Source organism: Serratia rhizosphaerae (genome assembly GCF_009817885.1).
Lineage (GTDB): Bacteria > Pseudomonadota > Gammaproteobacteria > Enterobacterales > Enterobacteriaceae > Serratia_B > Serratia_B rhizosphaerae.
Genome location: NZ_CP041764.1, coordinates 4077804 through 4096972, shown reverse-complemented (window position 1 = coordinate 4096972; position 19169 = coordinate 4077804). Strand labels below are relative to the sequence as shown.

Genomic DNA, 19169 nt, shown 5'->3' with positions numbered 1-19169 from the left:
ATTAGTATGAACTCATCAACAACTGCTGCTATTTATTCCACGCTGGAACAGAAAATAAAAAATGCATTGCGGGTAGATAAAGAGCAAGGCGTCTACCAGTGTCACCGCGGCATATTTACCGACCCGGCGATATTTGAACTGGAAATGAAGGCAATTTTTGAAGGCAACTGGGTATATATGGCGCACGAAAGCCAGGTCGCCGAGCCGGGCGACTATTATACCCTGACGATGGGCCGCCAGCCGGTGATCATTACCCGCGACAAGCAGGGAGAACTGCATGCGATGATCAACAGCTGCTCGCACCGTGGTGCGATGCTGGCCAGCCGCAAAAAGGGCAACAAAGCCACCTTTACCTGTCCGTTTCACGGCTGGACGTTTAACAACGCCGGCAATCTGCTCAAGGCCAAAGACGAAAAGAGCGGCGGCTATCCCCCGTGCTTCAAACAGGCCGGCTCTCACGATCTCAAACACCTGCCGCGCTTTGCCTCTTACCGCGGGTTTCTATTCGGCAGCCTGAGCGACAAGGTGCTGCCGCTGGAGGAATACCTGGGCGATACCCGGCAGGTGTTGGACCTGATTGTCGATCAGGCGGAAGACGGCATCGAACTGCTGACCGGCGCCTCCTCGTATACCTATGACGGCAACTGGAAGCTGCAGATGGAAAACGGCGTCGACGGCTATCACGTCAGCGTGGTGCACTGGAACTATGTCTCGACCATGTCGCGCCGCAGCCACGACGCCAGCAGTACCCAGACGCTGGACGCCACCTGCTGGTCGAAAAGCACCGGCGGCGTCTACGGCTTCGAACATGGCCATATGCTGCTGTGGACCCGGGCGCTGAACCCGGAGGTGCGGCCGGTATTCAAACACTTCCGCCGCCTGAGCGACCGCTTCGGCGAGACGCGCGCCGATTTTATGGTCAACCATACCCGCAACCTGTGCATCTACCCCAACCTCTACCTGATGGATCAGTTCTCCACCCAGCTTCGCGTGATGCGCCCCATCGCGGTGGATAAAACCGAGGTCACCACCTTCTGCTTCGCGCCGAAGGGAGAAAGCGCCGAGGACCGCGCCCTGCGCATCCGCCAGTATGAGGACTTCTTTAACGTCAGCGGCATGGGCACGCCGGACGATCTGGAAGAGTTCCGCGCCTGCCAGCAGGGCTATCTCGCCGGCAACATGCCCTGGAGCGATATCAGCCGCGGGGCCACGCGCTGGCTGGAAGGCCCCGACGACAACGCGCAGGCGATGGCGATCCGGCCGCTGATGAGCGGCGTGCGCGCCGAGGATGAAGCGCTGTATGTCCCCCACCACCATCACTGGCAGCAGACCCTGCTGCGCAGCCTGAACGACACCGAGGTGCAGTCATGAGCCAGCAACAACGTATTGAGCAGTTTTTATACCGCGAGGCGCGGCTGCTGGATGACCGCCAGTGGGATGAGTGGCTGGCGTGCTACAGCCCGCAGGTCGAGTACTGGATGCCCTCCTGGGGCGAGGATGACCGGCTCACCCGCGATCCGCAGCGCGAAGTATCGCTGATTTACTACCCGAACCGCGAAGGGCTGGAAGACCGCGTCTACCGCATCAAGACCGAGCGTTCAGCGGCCAGCACGCCGGAACCGCGCACCACCCACCATATCAGCAACGTGGAGTTGATCGGCGAAACGGCGGACGCAGTGGACGTGCGCTACAACTGGAGCACCTACAGCCACCGCTATCAGAAAACCGATCTGTTTTTCGGCAGTTGCCGCTGCCGCATCGCGCTTGGCGGCGAACAGCCGCAGATCCTGAGCAAAACGATCCGTCTCAATAACGACTATATCAGTCATGTGATTGATATTTATCATATTTAATGGGAGGCGATGATGAGCTATACCGTTGCGCTTAACTTTGAAGACGGCGTCAGCCGCTTTATTCAATGCAATCCCGATGAAACCGTGCTAGACGCCGCCTATCGCCAGCAGGTCAATCTGCCGATGGACTGCGCTGACGGCGTCTGCGGCAGCTGTAAATGCCATTGCGAACAGGGCGACTACCAGTTGGGCGATGACTATCTGGATGACGCCCTCTCCGCAGAGGAAGCCGCACAACGCCAGGTGCTGACCTGCCAGATGGTGCCGCAGTCCGACTGCGTGATCGACGTGCCGATGGCCTCCACGCAGTGTAAAACCGGCTGCGAAACCTTCGCCGCCAGCGTGGAGAGCGTCGCCGCGCTGTCGGACAGCGCGCTTGAGTTGACTCTGCAGTTGGATAACGCCCACGGCGGCGTCGCCTTTCTGCCCGGCCAGTACGTCAATATCGAGGTGCCGGGCCGCGACGCCCGCCGTGCCTATTCGTTCAGTTCTCTGCCCAATGCGCGCCGGCTGTCGTTCCTGCTGCGCAATGTGCCGGGCGGCATGATGAGCAGCTACCTGAGCGACCGGGCACGCCCCGGTGATAGCGTGCGTCTGCACGGCCCGCAGGGCAGTTTTTATCTGCGCAGCGTGACGCGGCCGCTGCTGTTTCTCGCCGGCGGCACCGGGCTGGCGCCCTTTTTGTCGATGCTGGAGCAGCTGGCGCAGGACGACGTCCGGCTGCCGGTGCGGCTGATCTACGGCGTCACCCACGACTGCGATCTGGTGAAGCTGGAACAGCTGGACAGTTACCGCGCACGGCTGAGCGATTTCAGCTATCTGACCTGCGTCGCCAGCGACGCTTCACAGGCGGTGCGCAAAGGCTACGTGACCCAGCATCTCGATGACAGCCAGCTGCACGACGGCGACGTGGACGTCTACCTGTGCGGCCCGCCGCCGATGGTCGAGGCGGTGCTGCACGATTTCCGCCGACGCGCCTTCACGCCGGCCAGTTTCCACTATGAAAAATTCGCCCCCAGCCAGACGGCGTAAGGAGTCGCTGATGCAACAGCAACGTTTTAGCAACAAGGTAATGGTCATCACCGGCGCGGCACAGGGGATCGGCAAAGCGGTCGCTGAACAGGCCGCGCGGGAAGGCGCGAAGTTGGCGCTGATCGACCGCGCGCCCTATCTGCAGGAGGCGGCTGCGGCGCTGCGGGAGCTGGGCTGCGACGCGCTGGCGATTCATGCCGATCTGGAACGCTGGGAGGAGACGCAGGCGGCCATCGATGAGGCGCAGCGACGCTTCGGCCGGCTGGATATACTGGTGAACAACGTCGGCGGCACCATCTGGGCGCGGCCGTTCGCCGAGTATGCGCCGGCGCAGATTGAGGCGGAGATCCGGCGTTCGCTGTTCCCGACGCTGTGGGGCTGCCGCGCCGTGCTGCCGCACATGCTGGCGCAGGGCGGCGGCGCGATCGTCAATGTCTCTTCGGTCGCCACCCGCGGCGTCAACCGCGCGCCCTATTCGGCCGCCAAAGGCGGGGTGAACGCGCTCACCCGGTCGCTGGCGTTTGAGTACGCCGACGCCGGCATCCGCATCAACGCCACCGCGCCGGGCGGCACCGAAGCGCCGCCGCGTCTGACGCCGCGCAACCGGGAAACGCCGACACCGCAGGAGGAGGCGTGGTATCAGCAGGTGGTCGATCAGACCTTAAACAGCAGCCTGATGCACCGCTACGGCACGGTAAACGAACAGGCCGACGCCATTTTATTCCTTGCCAGCGACGCGGCCAGCTATATTAACGGCACCGTGCTGCCGGTGGCCGGCGGCGATTTAGGCTGACAGACCCGGCAGAGCGGGCCTCAGCTCTGCCGTCCAGTCCTAACGCCGCCGCCGCCCGTGCTCATCAACCACCCTTTCTCCGTCTTCCTTGATAAACTCGCCTTGCTGCGCGTCCGGTAAGATATCCAGCACCACCTCCGACGGCCGGCACAGCCGGGTGCCGAGCGGCGTCACCACGATCGGCCGGTTAATCAGTATCGGCTGCTGCAGCATAACATCGATCAGCTGTTCATCACGCCAGTGCGTCTGCGCCAGTTGCAGCCGTTCATACGGCTCGACGTTCTTGCGCAGCAATGCCCGCACCGGGATGCCCATATCGGCAATCAGCCGGCACAGTTCGTCACGGCTCGGCGGCGTTTCCAGATACAGTACGATCGTCGGTTCGACGCCGCTGTTGCGGATCAGCGCCAGCGTATTGCGCGACGTGCCGCAGGCCGGATTATGGTAGATGGTGATCGTTTTCATGGTTGCCCCTTTTTACGGTGAGACTGACAAACGCAGCGCCAGGGCGGCTAACGTCACGAACAACACCGGCAGCGTCATGACAATACCTACACGGAAATAGTAACCCCAGGTGATATTGATATTCTTGCGCGCCAGCACATGCAGCCAGAGCAGCGTCGCCAGGCTGCCAATCGGCGTAATCTTCGGCCCCAGATCGCTGCCGATCACGTTGGCGTAGATCATCGCCTCTTTAATCACGCCGCCAGCGCTGCTGCCGTCAATCGACAGCGCGCCGATCAGCACCGTCGGCATATTGTTCATCACCGAAGACAGGAAAGCGGTGATAAAACCGGTGCCCAACGTCGCCGCCCACAGCCCCTGCTCCGCCAGGCGGTTCAGCACTACCGACAGCAGATCGGTCAGCCCGGCGTTGCGCAAGCCGTATACCACCAGATACATCCCCAGCGAGAAAATCACAATCTGCCACGGCGCGCCACGCAGCACCTTGCCGATAGCGATCGTCCGGCCGCTTTTCGCCACCAGCAACAGCACCAGCGCGCTCACCGCCGCCACCAGACTGACCGGCACGCCCAGCGGCTCCAGCACAAAAAAGCCGACCAGCAACAGCAGCAATACGCCCCAGCCGGCTCGGAAGGTCGACACATCGCGAATAGCCTCATGCGGCGCCTTCAGCAGCGCCACATCGTAACGGGCCGGAATATCCTTGCGGAAAAACAGGTGCAGCATCGCCAGCGTGGCGATAATGGCGGCGATATTCACCGGCACCATCACCGCCGCATAGTCATTAAAGCCAAGCTGGAAGAAGTCTGCCGAGACGATGTTCACCAGATTGGAAACCACCAGCGGCAGGCTGGCCGTGTCGGCAATAAAACCGGCGGCCATGACAAACGCCAGTGTCGCCGCCGGACCAAACCCCAGCGCCAGCAGCATGGCAATCACTATCGGCGTCAGGATCAGCGCCGCGCCGTCATTGGCGAACAGCGCCGCCACCGTGGCCCCCAGCAGCACGATATAGCTGAACAGCCGCCGCCCTTGTCCTTTACCCCAACGCGCAACGTGCAGCGCCGCCCACTCAAAAAAGCCGGACTCATCCAGCAGCAGGCTGATGATAATCACCGCGATAAAGGTGGCGGTAGCATTCCAGACGATGTGCCACACCACCGGAATATCGCCAAGCTGCACCACCCCGCTCAGCAGCGCCAGAACGGCGCCCAACGAAGCGCTCCAGCCGATGCCCAGCCCCCGCGGCTGCCAGATAACCAATACGATGGTCAGGATAAAAATCGCGCCCGCCAGCCACATACGTGCTCCTTGTCTTTTTGGTTTCACATTCGAAATTTCAAATATGAAAAGTTAAAATTTTTACGTTAGCGGCACACCGTCCGCCCGTCCGCGGCGGCGCGTTTTGCCAGATTGCTCACCTGCTCCCGCTGACTAAGGTAAGCCTGCTCGATAATGCCCGCCGCCCAGGCCGGCATATGCGGCGAAAGCCGGTAATAGACCCACTTGCCCTCACGGCGGTCCAGCAGCAGGCCGCTTGCGCGCAGCATCGCCAGATGACGGGAGATTTTAGGCTGCGGCAGCGTTAAAATCGCCGCCAGTTCACACACGCACAGCTCTTCAGCCTGCCGCAACAGCAGCACCATAGTCAGTCGGGTTTCGTCCGACAGGTTTTTAAACAGTTGTAACGGCGTCAGCATCATTCTGCAGGCTCCTTATCCTATTGCCCGGCCAATCTTAACCCTGCACGACGCGCTGTCAATAACACATATGGAAATTCATATGTTATTGAGCGGCCGCGCCGCACATCGTTAAAGTTTCAGCTATCGAATCGATACGGTAAAGCCACTGTTCATGCTCTAAGCAGCACTCTACAATCGCCGCACTGACAACCAGACATCGCCAAGGGGGGCGCCATGTACAATTTTTCACGTTATCAGGCCAAAGAATTGGCATTAGCCTATATGAGCGGCAAACAGCACGATCTCTCGCCGCAGGCATTCCTGCAGCAACTTAAGCAGACGGAAAAGTCATTCGAACATCTGATCAAGTATGGCGCAGAACAGCCGCGTGAAGTGATGATGAAAAGCTTCTGAACCTTGGTACGCCTGGTTTTACTCATATTCTCCATACATAAAATTCGTCTCTGGATACGAATATCATCACAATTCGTATCTGAGTACGAATAATTGACAAATTCGTCTTCAGATGCGAATTTAAATGTCCATTCGTTTTCTGGACAGCCTACTATGAAAGCGCAAATCAGCGTTATCACCGGCGACCTCGTCAACTCACGACGTGTTGACACCCCACGTTACATCGCACAGTTACACACCGAACTCACGGCGCTTCAACAGGCCGGCCTGCTGACGCAGTTTGAAATTTTTCGCGGCGACGCCTTTCAGGCCGTGGGACAGCCCGAGCACGGCCTGTGGCTGGCCGTCTACCTGCGTACCGCCTTAAAAGCGCAACATCATGCCGCGCTCTGGGACGCGCGCATCGCCGTCGGCCTGGGCAAACGCCGGGGCCGGGGCGACGGTTACGGCAGCGCCTTCCTCAATTCCGGCAACGCGCTGGACCTGATGACAAAAAATTGCAGGCTGGCTCTGAAAATTGACAATGAACGCGCCAATGCCATTGTCAGCGATCTGCTGCCGATGCTAGATCATACCCTTAGCCGTTTGTCACAGGCAGAAGCGCAGGTCGTCCAGGCGCGTATGCTGACAACAACCAACGCGCAGGCGGCCGCCGCGGTGCGCAAGGCAGCATCAACCGTCTCCGCAACGCTCAAACGCGCGGCCTATGATGAAATTATCCGGTTCATTGATGCAATTAACAGGATCATTTAAGTATGGCTTTAACCTATGCGCCACTGTTGATCTGGCTGCTGGTGCTCCATCTGCTGGCGGATTTCCCTCTGCAACCGCGCGCCTGGGTGCAGGATAAGGCCCAATACCGCCACCGGTCGCGTTTTTTACTGTTGCACGCCCTGCTGCACGGCGTCGTGGCGGCCTGGGCCGTCGCCGGCTTCGGTCTGCTGCACGGCGGCGTCTCGTCGGCGGATGTGCTGCTGGCGCTGCTGGTGGTCGGCATCAGCCACTACGTGATTGATTTGGCCAAGGTGACGCTGATGGCGCCGATGAAACCGGCGGCAAGCTTCCTGCTGGATCAGGGCCTGCATCTGCTGGTGATTATTCTGCTGTGGCTGGCAATCGTGCCGCACGTAACGACGCTGCTCGAGGCGTTATGGCAGCGTTTCGACGGCTGGCGCGTCGGCCTGACGGCGCTGGGATACGGACTGATTTATATGCCGATGGGGCTGCTGATCGGGCAGTTGCTGGCCAGCTGGACGCCGCAGATGCAGCCGAACGCCAAGACGGACACCGATTCACTGCTGCGCGCCGGCAAACAGATCGGCTATCTGGAAAGAACGCTGATCCTGACCTTTGTGCTGCTGGGGCATATTCCGGCCATTGGCTTTCTGCTGGCGGCCAAGTCAATTTTCCGCTTTGGCGACCTGCGACAGAGCGACGATAAAATGCGTACCGAGTATGTGATGCTCGGTACGCTGTTTTCTTTCACCCTGACGATTATGCTGGGGCTGCTGATTACCCTGTTATGGTAACCGGCAGTCGCCGCTTACAGCCAGGCGCCGAAGCGGCGGATATAGAAGCGCTTCATCAGCTGCGCGACCACGCAGTAGCTGACCAGCGTCGCGGCCAGCCACGGGAAGTACTCCCACGGTAACGGCTGCAACCCCACCCAGGTGCCGAGCGGTGAAAACGGAATATAAATGCCAATCGCCATGATCAGCCCGGTCATCAACAGCACCGGCAGCGCCGCCGTGCTTTGGATAAACGGAATCTTCTGGGTACGCAGCATATGCACCACCAGCGTTTGCGACAGCAGCCCTTCAATAAACCAGCCCGACTGGAACAGCGCCTGGTGCTCAACGCTGTTGGCGGCAAACACAAACCACATCAGCGCATAGGTGGTAATATCAAAAATCGACGACGTCGGGCCAATCCAGATCATAAAGCGCCCGATATTTTTGGCGTCCCATTTGCGCGGCTTACGCAGAAACTCCTTATCCATTTTGTCCCACGGCAGCGACAGCTGTGAGATGTCATACATCAGGTTCTGAATCAGCAGGTGAATCGCCAGCATCGGCAGGAACGGGATAAATGCGCTGGCAACCAGCACCGAGAACACATTGCCGAAGTTGGAACTGGCGGTCATATTCAGATACTTGATGATATTGCCAAAAGTCTCACGCCCCTTGATTACCCCTTCCTCCAACACCATCAGGTCTTTTTCCAATAGGATGATATCCGCCGATTCCTTGGCAATATCGGTGCCGCTGTCCACCGAAATACCCACGTCGGCATCGCGCAGCGCCGGGGCGTCATTGATGCCGTCGCCGAGAAAACCGACGGTATGACCATTCGTCTGCAGCATTTTCAGTACTCGGGACTTTTGCAGCGGCGTCAGCTTGGTGAACACGGTGCGCAGCTCCACCTCCTGCGCCAGCTGACGATCGTCCATCAGCTCAATTTGCGGCCCGGACAGCGGCACCCCCGGCTCCAGCCCGACATCGCGACAAATTTTGCAGGTAATCACCGGGTTGTCGCCGGTCAGCACCTTCACCGCCACGCCATGTTCCTGCAGCGCACCGATCGCCGCTTGCGCGCTTTCTTTCGGCGGATCCAGGAATGTCAGCAGCCCCCGGATCACCAGATCGCGCTCATCCTCCACGCTGAGCGGCAGCGTGCAGCCCTGTACGCCCAGTTCGCGCGTCGCCAGCAGCAGCACGCGGAAGCCGTCCTCATTATATTGATTGGCCAGCGCCATCAGCGCCGCGCGACGTGTCTCATCCAGCGCCACCCGGCAATCCCCCTCTTGCACATGGCTGGCGATGGCGAGCATCTCCTCCACCGCGCCTTTACAGATCAACAGCTGTTGCTGCCGCTCGTCCTGCACCACGATCGACAGGCGACGGCGGATAAAATCAAACGGCAGTTCGTCCACCTTACTGTAACGCCCCAGCGCCTCTATCTCCGGCTTGCCGCGACCGAAACGCACGATCGCCTGATCCATCAGATTCTTCATACCGCTCTGGTGAAAGCTGTTCAGCCAGGCCAGATGCAGCACCTGGCGATCCGAAGCTCCGCTGGCGTCCAGATGGTGCTCCAGAATGATGCGGTCCTGCGTCAAAGTGCCGGTTTTATCGGTACACAGCACGTCCATCGCGCCAAAGTTCTGGATGGCGTTCAGCCGTTTCACCACCACTTTGCGCCGCGACATGGCGATTGCGCCCTTCGCCAGATTGGAACTGACAATCAGCGGCAACATTTCCGGCGTCAGGCCGACGGCGACCGCCAGCGCAAACAGCGCCGCTTCGCCCCAGTCGCCTTTGGTAAAGCCGTTAATCAGCAGCACCACCGGCACCATCACCAGCATAAAGCGAATCAACAGCCAGCTGACGCTGTTGACCCCACGGTCAAATGCCGTTTGCGCCCGGTTACCGACGATCGATTTCGCCAGCGAACCAAAATAGGTCTGCCCGCCGGTGGCCACCACCACCGCGCTGGCGGAGCCGCTGGCGACGTTGGTGCCCATCAGGCAAATATTGGCCATCTCAAGCAGCTCGCTTTCGCTGGCAGCCTCGGCGTCACAGGACTTCTGACTGACACTCCCCAACGTGTCATATTTTTCAATCGGGATGGCTTCGCCGGTCAGAATGGCCTGGCTGATAAACAGATCGCGCGAGCTGAGCAGCCGCACGTCGGCCGGCACCATATCGCCGGCCGACAGCTGAATAATATCCCCCGGCACCAGCTCACGCAGTGGGATTTCCACCACCAGCGACTGCTCACTGAAGCTGCTGCGGCGCAAAACCGTTGCGGTGGTGCGCACCATGCTTTTCAGCGCTTCCGCCGCTTTATTGGTGCGGTATTCCTGCCAGAAGCGCAGCAAACCGCTCAGCGCCACCATAATCAAGATAATGATAACGCCGGTGAGATCGGTTTCTTCACCGTGCTGCGCCGGCAACCAGTAGTCGGTAAAGAAACTGATCGCCGCCAGCACTATCAGAACGAAAATAAACGGATTGTTGAAAGCGCCGAACAGCTGCAACAGCGCATGGGGCGCTTTTTCATGGGCGACCTGATTCTCACCGTAATAGGCAAGCCGTTCCTGCGCATCATCCTGTGTCAGGCCAAGACGGTTGCAGTTTAGCTGCGCCAGCGTCTGGTCAATGCTGTTTTTTGCCTCTTGCGCGATGGCATACGTCTCATGGCCCTGTGAAGGGCGATGAGATTTATTGTTGAAGAAAGTCATAACGCTATACTCTTATATTTATTCTGCGCACAAGGGCACCCCCGCCGATAAAATAATGGCGTCGCGCAGAAGTCATTTATTTAATCACACCTACCGACAGGGAATATTATTCCGCCGGTAACGCAGACAATAAAAATCCGGGATGATCGTCCATGACGCCTCCTTATCACCCAGCGGGTGAAGCACGTTAATCAGAATCAGTTGACCAGGCTGCGCAGAGCATGGTCGAACGCGCGCCGAGCCTGGCTCAGCGCGCGTGCAAAGGGAGGCCTGGAGGGAACAGGCTAAAGCGGAAAAGTGCCATATCGATATCCGAATTTAATCATCCACAACGCACAGGCGGTGGATACGGCGTTATTATTCGGGGATGCACAACACAGAAATACTGGGAAGGTGCTGCCCGCCAGAATCGGCAAGCAACATATCAGAAGGAGATAGTTCAGCTTGCCTTATTTATTTCATCGCAACTAAAACTGTCCAATTAATTTCTCCTGATAGATTTTTCACGAAGTATAATAATGCGGGATTATTAAGTAAAGCAGCTTTTATTAAACGAAGCGTCAACCTGGCGGCAAAATAATTACCGCCGCCGGTAATCTGCCGGAAGCGACCATCACAGCTGCTGTTGCAGCCACGTCAGCAGCCGTTGCACGGCAGGGTGATCATTGGCCTGCGGCCAGACCAGGTAGTAATCGACGCCTTCCGGCCGCCAGGCATCGGCCAGCGCAACCAGCCTGCCGGCGGCAAGCATATCTTTGGCCAGCAGGGTCTTCACCAACGCAATACCAAACCCCTGTTCTGCGGCGCGCAGCAGCAGCCCCGCATCATTGAACAACGCCAGCGTTTGTCCGCACTCCCCTATTCCCCGCGCCTGAAACCATGTGCGCCACGGCGTCACATCATGCTCCAGTAACGGCAGTTCCTCGTCACCTTGCAACAGCGCCGCTTGCCAGCGCTGCGCCAGGTCAGGTGCCGCAACCGGGATAACGTCACCGTCAGCAATCCGCTGCGCCTGCACGCCGCGCCATTCGCCAGCGCCGATGCGAACCGCTGCGTCAAATCCTTGGTGGGCCAAATCCTGCACCGTCAGGGAGGCGTCAATATCCAACACAATATCCGGATGCGCCGCCTGAAACGCGGGCAGACGCGGCAACAGCCAATAATGGGCAAATGACGGCAATACGCTGATGCGCAGCCCCCGGCCGGCGGCGACAGCGCGAGCCCGCAGCACCCCTTGCTCCAGCGCTTGCATCGCCGGCTCTGCGGCCGCCAGCAGTTCGCGTCCGGCGCTGTTTAAACGCACACCGCGGCCGCGCCGTTCAAATAGCCGGTATCCCAGAGCCTGCTCCAGCTGCCGAATCTGCTGGCTGACGGCCCCATGCGTCAAATGAACCTGTAGCGCCGCAGCGCGCAAATTTTCCAACCGCGCGGCAATAATAAAGGTCGGTAAACACTGCAGAGGCAAACGGTCAAATTTCACTGGTTAGCCTTTCTATCCAAAAGCGTCATTCTTTCTCGATTTTCACCGGCTGACAACCCGTTTACTCTACGCTTAACACTCCCTACTCTGACCCGGAGCCGATGATGCATCCAACCCTGCAACAGGATTTAACCCGCTTTCCGCTGATCCTTGATCATACCCGCCGTCTGGCCGAAACCTTTCTGGCCGGCCTGAATGAACGCCCGGTCTGCCCACCGGCAGCGGCGCAACAGCTCAGGCCCGGCGACGATCGCTTATCTGCAGAGGGTGTGGGCGCACAGGCTGCGCTGGACCACTTTTGGCAACATTACGCCGACGGGCTTTCCGCCAGCGCCGGCCCACGTTACTTTGGTTTTGTCACCGGCGGCGCCACGCCCGCCTCACTGGCCGGCGACTGGCTGGTCAGCGTTTTTGACCAAAACAGCCTGCTCAGTCATGACACCATCGCCGCCGCCATCGAACTGGCAACGATTGAACAGCTAAAAAGTTTGCTTGGTCTGCCGGCGGCATTCAGCGGCAGCCTGGTCAGCGGCGCAACGATGGCCAATTTTTGCGGACTGGCGATTGGCCGCCAATGGCTGGGCGCCCAGCGCGGCGTCAACGTGGCGCAGCAGGGCGTGGCGGCGCTGGGCATGGTGCACGTACTCGCCGCCTGCCCGCACTCCAGCAGTGAGAAAGCGCTCGGCATGCTGGGCATCGGCCGCGATGCTCTGACGCCTATTGCCACCCTGCCGGATTCGGAAGCCATCGACCCCGATGCGCTGGAGCGCCATCTGGCCGCACACCCCGCCACGCCGACCATCGTACTGGCCAGCGCCGGAACGGTGAATACCACGGCGTTCGACAATATTTCCCGCCTGCTGGCGCTGCGCGAACGCTATGGATTCTGGTTGCACGTCGATGCGGCATTCGGCGGCGTCGCCGCCTGCTCGCCCGCTTGCGCCCCATTGCTGGAAGGCTGGCAGCAGGCAGACTCCATCACCGTCGATGCACATAAATGGCTGAACGTGCCCTATGACAGCGCCATCCAGTTTACCCGCCATTTGGCGTTGCAGATGCAGGTGTTCCAGAATGTGTCAGCCTATATGGAAGCGCCGGCTCTGCGCCCGGATCATTACCTGCACCTGACGCCCGAAAATTCAAGGCGCTTTCGCGCGCTGCCGCTGTGGATGGCGCTGAAAGCCTATGGCCGTGACGGTATACGCGATATGGTTGAACGCAATATCCTGCTGGCTAAACAGTTGGGCGATGGCCTGACGGCCAGTGAGGGATTCTACCTGCTGGCGCCGGTCAATCTTAACGTGGTGTGTTTCGCACTGACGGACATCACCGACGATGCTGAGGCAGAGCGCGATAACTTTTTAGCACGGCTCGACCGGCACGGCATCATACGCTGTACCGCCACCTACTATCAGGGCCAGCCGGCGATCCGCGCCGCGCTGGTTAACTGGATGACTGAAGAAAGCGATATCGCGCTGGCGCTGGATTCGTTACGGGTCTGCCGGTTTACAGCGAACTAACTGCGGCAGAATGGTCTGCATGCCACGTGGCAAACGCCTGCAGCCGCTGCCTTTGCCGGCCATCGTCGTCAATGTTGTCGACAGCAAGCCAGGCAGTGAATGCCGCACGGCGCTGCGGCCACTCATGGTCCAGCATTGACAGCCAGTCGGTATCCCGGTTGCGCCCTTTGACCACCACGGCCTGACGGAAGGTGCCTTCAAAACTGAAGCCAAAGCGCAGCGCCGCCGCACGCGACGGCGCGTTAAGGTGGTCGCATTTCCACTCGCAGCGCCGATAGCCCAGATCGTCAAAAACATGACGCAGCATCAGAAAAATCGCTTCGCTACCGCTTGCCTGGCGCTGCATCAGCGGCGACCAGTTGATCATGCCCAGCTCAACGACGCCATTGGCCCGGTCAATACGCCAAAAAGCACAGTGGCCAATCGCTCTGCCGCTGCGCTGATCGATCACCGTCATGGTTTTCCGGTCGACGGCCTGAGCCTGGCCCTGCAGATAACGGGTAAATTCATCCGGCGTTTGCGGACGTTCATTAGGAAGGTAAGTCCAGTCGCGGTCGTTATTAGCCAACTGGTAGGCGTGAAACAGCGCCGCGGCATCACGCTGGACATCCAGCGGCTCCAGGCGACAGAATCGCCCGCATAACGCCTGTAGCCCCGGCTCATCTGCGGTTTGCCACTCAGGCAACGCATCGCCGATACATTGACCAAACGGATTATTCCTCACCGTCGACCTCTTCATAGAATGGGTTAGCCCAAGCAAATTAAGCGGAACGTTCGCAGGACGCAAGCGTCACACAGAAAATTTCGGCGGCAATAGTTCAGGAAAACCAATGGGTAGGTGCTCCTCTGTCACATTTTCATTAACGAATCATCAACAAAAAGCTAATTGTTTGTTCCGTATTGTTTTGATGGGCAAAAAATACGCCGGAAATATTAAGGGAATGTGACAATCAAAGGGCTATAATGATACAAAATGAAAAGATTACTATTCTCAACAAAATCGATAACGCACCTAACCCAGTGAATTATAGGAATTTTCTGCTACCAATGGCGTCTGGAAAGAAAAAATACGTACAAAAAACAGGCCGATAACAATCAAAAAAACAACACATGAATTTTTTTTAAGAATTTTCCTAGCAATCTAAAATTTAAAATCGTGACATGATAAACAGACTCGATGAACAGGCGAGCGAGGCTTAGCTGTCTTAGGCTACAGGACGGATGTTGTGATCTGGGGACGCTGACGAAGCGTTATGCTAACTTAAGTCAAACTTATGAATTCATCGGTTTGATAAGGTTAGTCAGAAAATATCATTGAGCCGCTTCGCGTTTGTTGGTAGAACATTCTTAATTAGTGATATTTTGATTTTTTTGCCTTTTGGCTTTCAGGCTTTTTCTCATTATTACCGCGGTAAAACGGATTTAAGTGGGGGTGCAATATGCCAACGATCATTATGGACTCATGCAGCTATACGCGATTGGGTCTAACGGATTACCTGACATCAAACGGTGTGAAAAAACGGCAAATAAACGCCGCGACCGACATTGATAATCTGCACGAGAAGTGCACGCGTTTGAAACCCAGTCTGGTATTTATTAACGAAGACTGCTTCATCCATGAAAGCAACGCAACGGAACGCATTAAACGGGTGATCTCGCTGCATCCGGATACGCTGTTCTTCATCTTTATGGCCATCACCAATGTGCATTTTGACGATTACTTATATGTACGTAAAAATGTCATCATCTCGTCGAAATCGATCAAGCCGGAGACGATGAACCAGCTGCTGAGCCACTACCTGGAACGCAAGCCGGCCACCCGCTCAGAGAAGACCACTCTGGACCAAACGCCCGTCACGCTAAGCCAAACCGAATCAAATATGCTGCGTATGTGGATGTCCGGACAGGGCACCATCCAGATCTCCGACCAGATGCAAATTAAAGCAAAGACGGTCTCCTCCCATAAAGGGAATATCAAACGCAAGATTAAAACGCATAATAAACAGATCATCTATCACGTGGTGCGGTTAACCGATACGCTGACCAGCGGAATATTTGTCAATAGTCGTTAATGACGGGAATATCACCGCAATAATCGGCTATAGCCTGGTTCGAATAACCACAAAATTACGTATGACTACGTATTTTGTCATTAAACATGAAGCGCCTGACTGCGACATTTTTTTGCCGCAGCGGGTTATTCATATTAATGATGACCAGCGCCAGTATACCGGCATGACGTTATCATTACGTAGGGTGAAAATAACCGGAAAAACTACTTTCTGAACGCAGAAACTGGTCAGCTCAGCTAATCTTTCCGCGCATTGCGCGGTTCGACAAAGGTGCCGTCGCGGCTGTCTATCTCATTGAAGAACCATACGCCGGCCGGATAATCCTCCAGGGCCACCAGATACATCGTGCCCTCATTAAAGACTTCCACCGCCAGAATAGTCCCCTGACGCCGCGGACCGCCGTCGGTCTTCACCGTTACCGGATCGTTGACTTTCATCGCTACCTCTCCTCATTCGTTGCTCTCAGTGTATAACACCGTGCGCCACTGACTGGCATCCGGCTACTATTTTATCTGCCGCCGCGACTTTTCGCATTCTTAACACTCTGCCGGCAGAATCTTACACCGCCTACGGGTAGTCTGTATCACGGTGTCTCCCCCCAGAGAGGTGCCTGCAAATGAAGAAGTAACAAGGAACTTTTGCCCGCCAGAATCGGCGGGCTTTTTTTCATCGGCAAATCTCATTTTCAAACCCGGCAACGCCCACATTAATCATAATAAAAACAAATAGTTCCACAACACCTTAAATGATTATCGTAGCGCAACGGATACATACTGGTGCAGATATACAGGCAGCAGATATGTTGCTACGGTGCAGTCAAAAAATTGTGATGTCGTCGTATAAAATTGAGATGTGAGGGAATTGATAAGCACCATTCCATCCGGTTACATTGAACGTACAATGGAATAAAAGGATGCCAAGGATGAGCAAAAGGTCAGACATCATTGATGGTTCGCAAGCCCCTTTCCAAAATAGAGGCTTAGTTTATACGGAAGTACTTGGATGGGTGGATCTTGGACATGCACAAGGTACAGATATTCGTTATCTCCTGAATAAAATTGCGCAAGGAGAAGCATCGGGGAAAGAGTTTTACGATGTCACGTATTCTCAGGGCATGACATCACGATGGGGCCTTGTTCGCTCAGGGAAGGTAATGACGTGGCAGGTCAAACATGGCCGCCACGATTATGAACAGAAAAGCATCGCTCTGGCGATGATGATGTCGATGGCATTAAGATTTGAGTCGTTCCAAAGCTCATTTCCTAATAATCTGGTGACCGACAGCGGATTCAGTGGTGAAGATCTGGTCTCTGACCTGTTAGGGTTTTATCGCGTAGTATCTGTCCATAACCCTTTCCACCTGTTACGTCCAGTCAGTAAAGCAAAAGCCCTAAGGCGCTGGGATCATTATGGCAAAATCGGCAATTGGAAAAACAAGACGTTTCTGCCCCTCCTGTTCCCCGATCCAGAAAAATTCCCTAACGCTAAACCGTATAAAAGCGTTCTTCCCTCGTTTATGCGTACGGTCGTTCCTTATAGCGATTTTCAGTCTGGGAACGTGATGCTTCCCCAGCATGATAAAACCTTTATAGTTTTAGGTGCCGACAACAACAGGAGTGGTCTGTGAGAAAAAGTGTAGCTGTAGCGATGGGCGTAATATTAGCCGCCGGTATGGTACTGACAGCGGTCTTGCCATACGTGAAGATGGAATTTGCCAGCAGCGCCCACTATACCGAACAAGATACGCGGGAGTATGAATATTACACACCGGACCTGTTAAAAAAAATACCAAAAATTTCAAAAGATTATGAGTTTAATTATAGCAATATCAGTGGTCCGCAGGCGTTTGTATTCGGTATACAGTTCAACGGCACAACCGATACCAGCAAGATTCGCGACTACCTGACTTCTGAAGGTTATGAACCACAGAAGCAATGCCAGACAGAAGCTGAATGCTGGCGCTCTCCACACAGCAAAGATGTCGTATCTTTTTATCAATCAACGGAATTAAATTTAGTGAGTGTCGAAATTTATCGCAGTGAGTATACCGAGTAACCACGGTGAAACAGGGGTTGGATTCGCCTTCCCTGGTTTACAGGCCTGGCCTGTAGGCGATCGATTGGTTATGCGAAGCGCCACTAGAGAAGTGCTCTTCATCCAACAAAAAATCTTTTCCACCAGACACAAAAAAACCCGCCTTGGCGGGTTTTTAGTTAATCAGCGTGGATGCCGATTAGATAGCGGTAACGTTAGCCGCAGATGGACCTTTAGCGCCGTTCTCGATAGAGAACTGAACGTCCTGGCCTTCAGCCAGAGTTTTGAAGCCGTTACCCTGGATTGCAGAGAAGTGTACGAACACGTCTTTGCTGCCGTCTGCAGGAGTGATGAAACCAAAACCTTTAGACTCGTTGAACCACTTCACTTGACCTTTGATCATGTTGGACATGTCGATTTCCTTTAATAAAATATGTTAGCCGCCATCGGCAGCGTTAAATAGCCGGTTATCAGTTACTTATGGAGGCACCGGAAAGGAAATTCGTCAAAGAAGGTTATCAGGGATAACGCTCTAGATTTGAACTACTTTACTCAAAATGTCGTGCATAAATAGGTCTGTACCAACAGGCCGCCTGCATTAACGCACGACGGGCGTTTAATAGCAACCCTTTTCGTCATCGGCGGCGTTAAAGTCCGTCATTTGTTCAGTTTTTACGCCTTATGCGTGTTTTTAGCTCACAGCGCGTTATTTTTACCTATCTCCTCCCCGCGACGGCTTTCGGAGTTATCCCTATATCCTCTTACTGTCCAAGGCCATAAGATACCGGTATGTTCACCACGCCTCCTGGTGATGGACACTACAAGCTGTGTTGTAAATTTTTATGCGCCTCCCTATAGGCGCTTTTTTTATCTCTGCGTTCCGGATCCGCGCTTCAGGAATCTTCTCATTGCCGTTCAACGTGACTTCCGTCACAAATATGCCCCTTCCAGGGCATTTTACCGAGGTCATGTTATGGCGACTGAATACTTATTACTTTTGGCCGGTTTGGCCGGCATCGCAGGTTTTGCGATGTATAAACACTTCAAAGGCGTCAAAAAAAGCAGTTTGGTGCGTCCAAACGACCGCTAAGCGATACCTTGCCGGGGAAAGGCCCGGCTTGTCCTTCCGCCATGCCGTAACATTAACGTCACACTGCCGTCACAATAAAGCCATATGATAATAAGCGCCCTATCCTTATCGGTTTATTCCAGGGATCGTCTATGGCTACAATAAAAGCAGTTAACCATCAGCAGGCGGAAACACTTATCCGTTCCGGCACGGCGAAAAAAATTGAGCTGGCGTACGATATCGGCAGCGATGATTTCTTTCAGCTCGCCAGTTTATGGTGCGATCGCGGCGCCAAAATTACCAAGGGAAAAGAGCACTTCGTTGTTTCATTGAAAGGATTTCGCATTCCTCCTAATGATTAATCCTACGCCGCTTCCGGCGGCGCTTTACTGCTTTCTGACCGTCAAGCGCCCTTTCTTCTACATCCTCCGCATCGGCTTGCTGTAACATTCTCATCATGCTGTCCCGCAACGCTTATCTACACTGAGAGTAGCATCGCCTCATTCAATAAG

The 19169-nt window shown here is 55.9% G+C and carries 20 protein-coding genes; 12 read left to right on the top strand and 8 right to left on the bottom strand.

Annotation, left to right across the window (positions count from 1 at the left end; genetic code table 11):
- The first annotated feature begins 6 nt into the window (after window positions 1–6).
- The 4 genes from FO014_RS18965 to benD are packed head-to-tail and all read left to right on the top strand — an operon-like array spanning window position 7 to window position 3678.
- On the top strand, window positions 7–1371 hold the full coding sequence (locus FO014_RS18965) for a Rieske 2Fe-2S domain-containing protein (protein WP_160030638.1): 1365 nt from the start codon (window positions 7–9) through the stop codon (window positions 1369–1371).
- On the top strand, window positions 1368–1853 hold the full coding sequence (gene benB, locus FO014_RS18960) for a benzoate 1,2-dioxygenase small subunit (protein ID WP_160030637.1): 486 nt from the start codon (window positions 1368–1370) through the stop codon (window positions 1851–1853). Before FO014_RS18965 ends, benB begins: the two co-directional genes overlap by 4 nt.
- A 12-nt stretch (window positions 1854–1865) precedes the next feature.
- Window positions 1866–2885 carry a benzoate 1,2-dioxygenase electron transfer component BenC gene (gene benC / locus FO014_RS18955; protein ID WP_160031444.1) on the top strand — a complete coding sequence of 340 codons (1020 nt, stop codon included), beginning with the start codon at window positions 1866–1868 and terminating at the stop codon, window positions 2883–2885.
- Window positions 2886–2895: 10 nt separating this feature from the next.
- Window positions 2896–3678 (top strand): benzoate diol dehydrogenase BenD, encoded by a 783-nt coding sequence (gene benD, locus FO014_RS18950; protein ID WP_160030636.1) that lies wholly within the window; start codon window positions 2896–2898, stop codon window positions 3676–3678.
- Between the two features lie 39 nt (window positions 3679–3717).
- Here benD and arsC read toward each other — a convergent pair whose 3' ends face one another.
- The 3 genes from arsC to FO014_RS18935 form a co-directional block, all read right to left on the bottom strand.
- Window positions 3718–4143 (bottom strand): glutaredoxin-dependent arsenate reductase, encoded by a 426-nt coding sequence (gene arsC, locus FO014_RS18945; protein WP_111736836.1) that lies wholly within the window; start codon window positions 4141–4143, stop codon window positions 3718–3720.
- Between the two features lie 12 nt (window positions 4144–4155).
- Window positions 4156–5445 (bottom strand): arsenic transporter, encoded by a 1290-nt coding sequence (locus FO014_RS18940; RefSeq protein ID WP_160030635.1) that lies wholly within the window; start codon window positions 5443–5445, stop codon window positions 4156–4158.
- 65 nt (window positions 5446–5510) lie between these two features.
- Window positions 5511–5846 carry a metalloregulator ArsR/SmtB family transcription factor gene (locus FO014_RS18935; RefSeq protein WP_160030634.1) on the bottom strand — a complete coding sequence of 112 codons (336 nt, stop codon included), beginning with the start codon at window positions 5844–5846 and terminating at the stop codon, window positions 5511–5513.
- A 213-nt stretch (window positions 5847–6059) separates the two neighbouring features.
- Here FO014_RS18935 and FO014_RS18930 point away from each other — a divergent pair, with 213 nt between their 5' ends.
- The 3 genes from FO014_RS18930 (at window position 6060) to FO014_RS18920 (ending at window position 7768) form a co-directional block, all read left to right on the top strand.
- The gene (locus FO014_RS18930; RefSeq protein ID WP_160030633.1) at window positions 6060–6239 is read left to right on the top strand and encodes a hypothetical protein; all 180 of its coding nucleotides are present in this window, start codon (window positions 6060–6062) and stop codon (window positions 6237–6239) included.
- 153 nt (window positions 6240–6392) lie between these two features.
- Entirely contained in the window at window positions 6393–6992 is a 600-nt protein-coding gene (locus FO014_RS18925; protein ID WP_160030632.1) for a hypothetical protein, read from the top strand.
- Window positions 6993–6994: 2 nt separating this feature from the next.
- Window positions 6995–7768 (top strand): DUF3307 domain-containing protein, encoded by a 774-nt coding sequence (locus FO014_RS18920; RefSeq protein WP_160030631.1) that lies wholly within the window; start codon window positions 6995–6997, stop codon window positions 7766–7768.
- 14 nt (window positions 7769–7782) lie between these two features.
- Here the strand turns inward: FO014_RS18920 and mgtA are convergent, their stop codons facing one another.
- Together mgtA and FO014_RS18910 are read right to left on the bottom strand one after the other, a co-directional pair.
- Entirely contained in the window at window positions 7783–10482 is a 2700-nt protein-coding gene (gene mgtA, locus FO014_RS18915) for a magnesium-translocating P-type ATPase (protein ID WP_160030630.1), read from the bottom strand.
- Between the two features lie 613 nt (window positions 10483–11095).
- Window positions 11096–11962: a LysR substrate-binding domain-containing protein gene (locus FO014_RS18910; RefSeq protein ID WP_160030629.1), complete on the bottom strand. Its 867-nt coding sequence runs from the start codon at window positions 11960–11962 to the stop codon at window positions 11096–11098.
- A gap of 104 nt (window positions 11963–12066) precedes the next feature.
- Here FO014_RS18910 and FO014_RS18905 point away from each other — a divergent pair, with 104 nt between their 5' ends.
- The gene (locus tag FO014_RS18905; protein WP_160031443.1) at window positions 12067–13482 is read left to right on the top strand and encodes a pyridoxal phosphate-dependent decarboxylase family protein; all 1416 of its coding nucleotides are present in this window, start codon (window positions 12067–12069) and stop codon (window positions 13480–13482) included.
- Here FO014_RS18905 and FO014_RS18900 read toward each other — a convergent pair.
- Window positions 13469–14206 (bottom strand): GNAT family N-acetyltransferase, encoded by a 738-nt coding sequence (locus FO014_RS18900; RefSeq protein WP_160030628.1) that lies wholly within the window; start codon window positions 14204–14206, stop codon window positions 13469–13471. The genes FO014_RS18905 and FO014_RS18900 overlap by 14 nt on opposite strands.
- A 715-nt stretch (window positions 14207–14921) precedes the next feature.
- Between FO014_RS18900 and rcsA the strand changes: the two genes are divergently transcribed.
- Complete coding sequence (rcsA, locus tag FO014_RS18895) at window positions 14922–15554, top strand: transcriptional regulator RcsA (RefSeq protein WP_015672938.1); 633 nt, start codon at window positions 14922–14924, stop codon at window positions 15552–15554.
- A gap of 236 nt (window positions 15555–15790) precedes the next feature.
- On the opposite strand, the gene dsrB is transcribed toward rcsA, so the two are convergent.
- Window positions 15791–15991, bottom strand: a complete 201-nt coding sequence (gene dsrB, locus FO014_RS18890) for a protein DsrB (RefSeq protein WP_160030627.1) — start codon at window positions 15989–15991, stop codon at window positions 15791–15793.
- A gap of 485 nt (window positions 15992–16476) precedes the next feature.
- On the opposite strand from dsrB, the gene FO014_RS18885 reads away from it, so the two are divergent.
- Together FO014_RS18885 and FO014_RS18880 are read left to right on the top strand one after the other, a co-directional pair.
- Window positions 16477–17181, top strand: a complete 705-nt coding sequence (locus FO014_RS18885; protein ID WP_105231720.1) for a hypothetical protein — start codon at window positions 16477–16479, stop codon at window positions 17179–17181.
- Window positions 17178–17609 (top strand): hypothetical protein, encoded by a 432-nt coding sequence (locus FO014_RS18880; protein ID WP_105231721.1) that lies wholly within the window; start codon window positions 17178–17180, stop codon window positions 17607–17609. The genes FO014_RS18885 and FO014_RS18880 overlap by 4 nt, the downstream gene beginning before the upstream one ends.
- Window positions 17610–17787: 178 nt before the next feature.
- Here FO014_RS18880 and cspE read toward each other — a convergent pair whose 3' ends face one another.
- Window positions 17788–18000: a transcription antiterminator/RNA stability regulator CspE gene (gene cspE / locus FO014_RS18875; RefSeq protein WP_015672942.1), complete on the bottom strand. Its 213-nt coding sequence runs from the start codon at window positions 17998–18000 to the stop codon at window positions 17788–17790.
- 809 nt (window positions 18001–18809) lie between these two features.
- Here cspE and FO014_RS18870 point away from each other — a divergent pair.
- Window positions 18810–19019, top strand: coding sequence for a hypothetical protein (locus FO014_RS18870; RefSeq protein ID WP_105231722.1), 210 nt, complete (start codon window positions 18810–18812; stop codon window positions 19017–19019).
- Window positions 19020–19169 lie beyond the last annotated feature (150 nt).

Bases quoted from the DNA above. Each gene is read 5' to 3' on its own strand.
- FO014_RS18965 (WP_160030638.1), top strand. From the start codon at position 7: ATGAACTCATCAACAACTGCTGCTATTTATTCCACGCTGGAACAGAAA.
- benB (WP_160030637.1), top strand. From the start codon at position 1,368: ATGAGCCAGCAACAACGTATTGAGCAGTTTTTATACCGCGAGGCGCGG.
- benC (WP_160031444.1), top strand. From the start codon at position 1,866: ATGAGCTATACCGTTGCGCTTAACTTTGAAGACGGCGTCAGCCGCTTT.
- benD (WP_160030636.1), top strand. From the start codon at position 2,896: ATGCAACAGCAACGTTTTAGCAACAAGGTAATGGTCATCACCGGCGCG.
- arsC (WP_111736836.1), bottom strand. From the start codon at position 4,143: ATGAAAACGATCACCATCTACCATAATCCGGCCTGCGGCACGTCGCGC.
- FO014_RS18940 (WP_160030635.1), bottom strand. From the start codon at position 5,445: ATGTGGCTGGCGGGCGCGATTTTTATCCTGACCATCGTATTGGTTATC.
- FO014_RS18935 (WP_160030634.1), bottom strand. From the start codon at position 5,846: ATGATGCTGACGCCGTTACAACTGTTTAAAAACCTGTCGGACGAAACC.
- FO014_RS18930 (WP_160030633.1), top strand. From the start codon at position 6,060: ATGTACAATTTTTCACGTTATCAGGCCAAAGAATTGGCATTAGCCTAT.
- FO014_RS18925 (WP_160030632.1), top strand. From the start codon at position 6,393: ATGAAAGCGCAAATCAGCGTTATCACCGGCGACCTCGTCAACTCACGA.
- FO014_RS18920 (WP_160030631.1), top strand. From the start codon at position 6,995: ATGGCTTTAACCTATGCGCCACTGTTGATCTGGCTGCTGGTGCTCCAT.
- mgtA (WP_160030630.1), bottom strand. From the start codon at position 10,482: ATGACTTTCTTCAACAATAAATCTCATCGCCCTTCACAGGGCCATGAG.
- FO014_RS18905 (WP_160031443.1), top strand. From the start codon at position 12,067: ATGCATCCAACCCTGCAACAGGATTTAACCCGCTTTCCGCTGATCCTT.
- rcsA (WP_015672938.1), top strand. From the start codon at position 14,922: ATGCCAACGATCATTATGGACTCATGCAGCTATACGCGATTGGGTCTA.
- dsrB (WP_160030627.1), bottom strand. From the start codon at position 15,991: ATGAAAGTCAACGATCCGGTAACGGTGAAGACCGACGGCGGTCCGCGG.
- FO014_RS18885 (WP_105231720.1), top strand. From the start codon at position 16,477: ATGAGCAAAAGGTCAGACATCATTGATGGTTCGCAAGCCCCTTTCCAA.
- cspE (WP_015672942.1), bottom strand. From the start codon at position 18,000: ATGTCCAACATGATCAAAGGTCAAGTGAAGTGGTTCAACGAGTCTAAA.
- FO014_RS18870 (WP_105231722.1), top strand. From the start codon at position 18,810: ATGGCTACAATAAAAGCAGTTAACCATCAGCAGGCGGAAACACTTATC.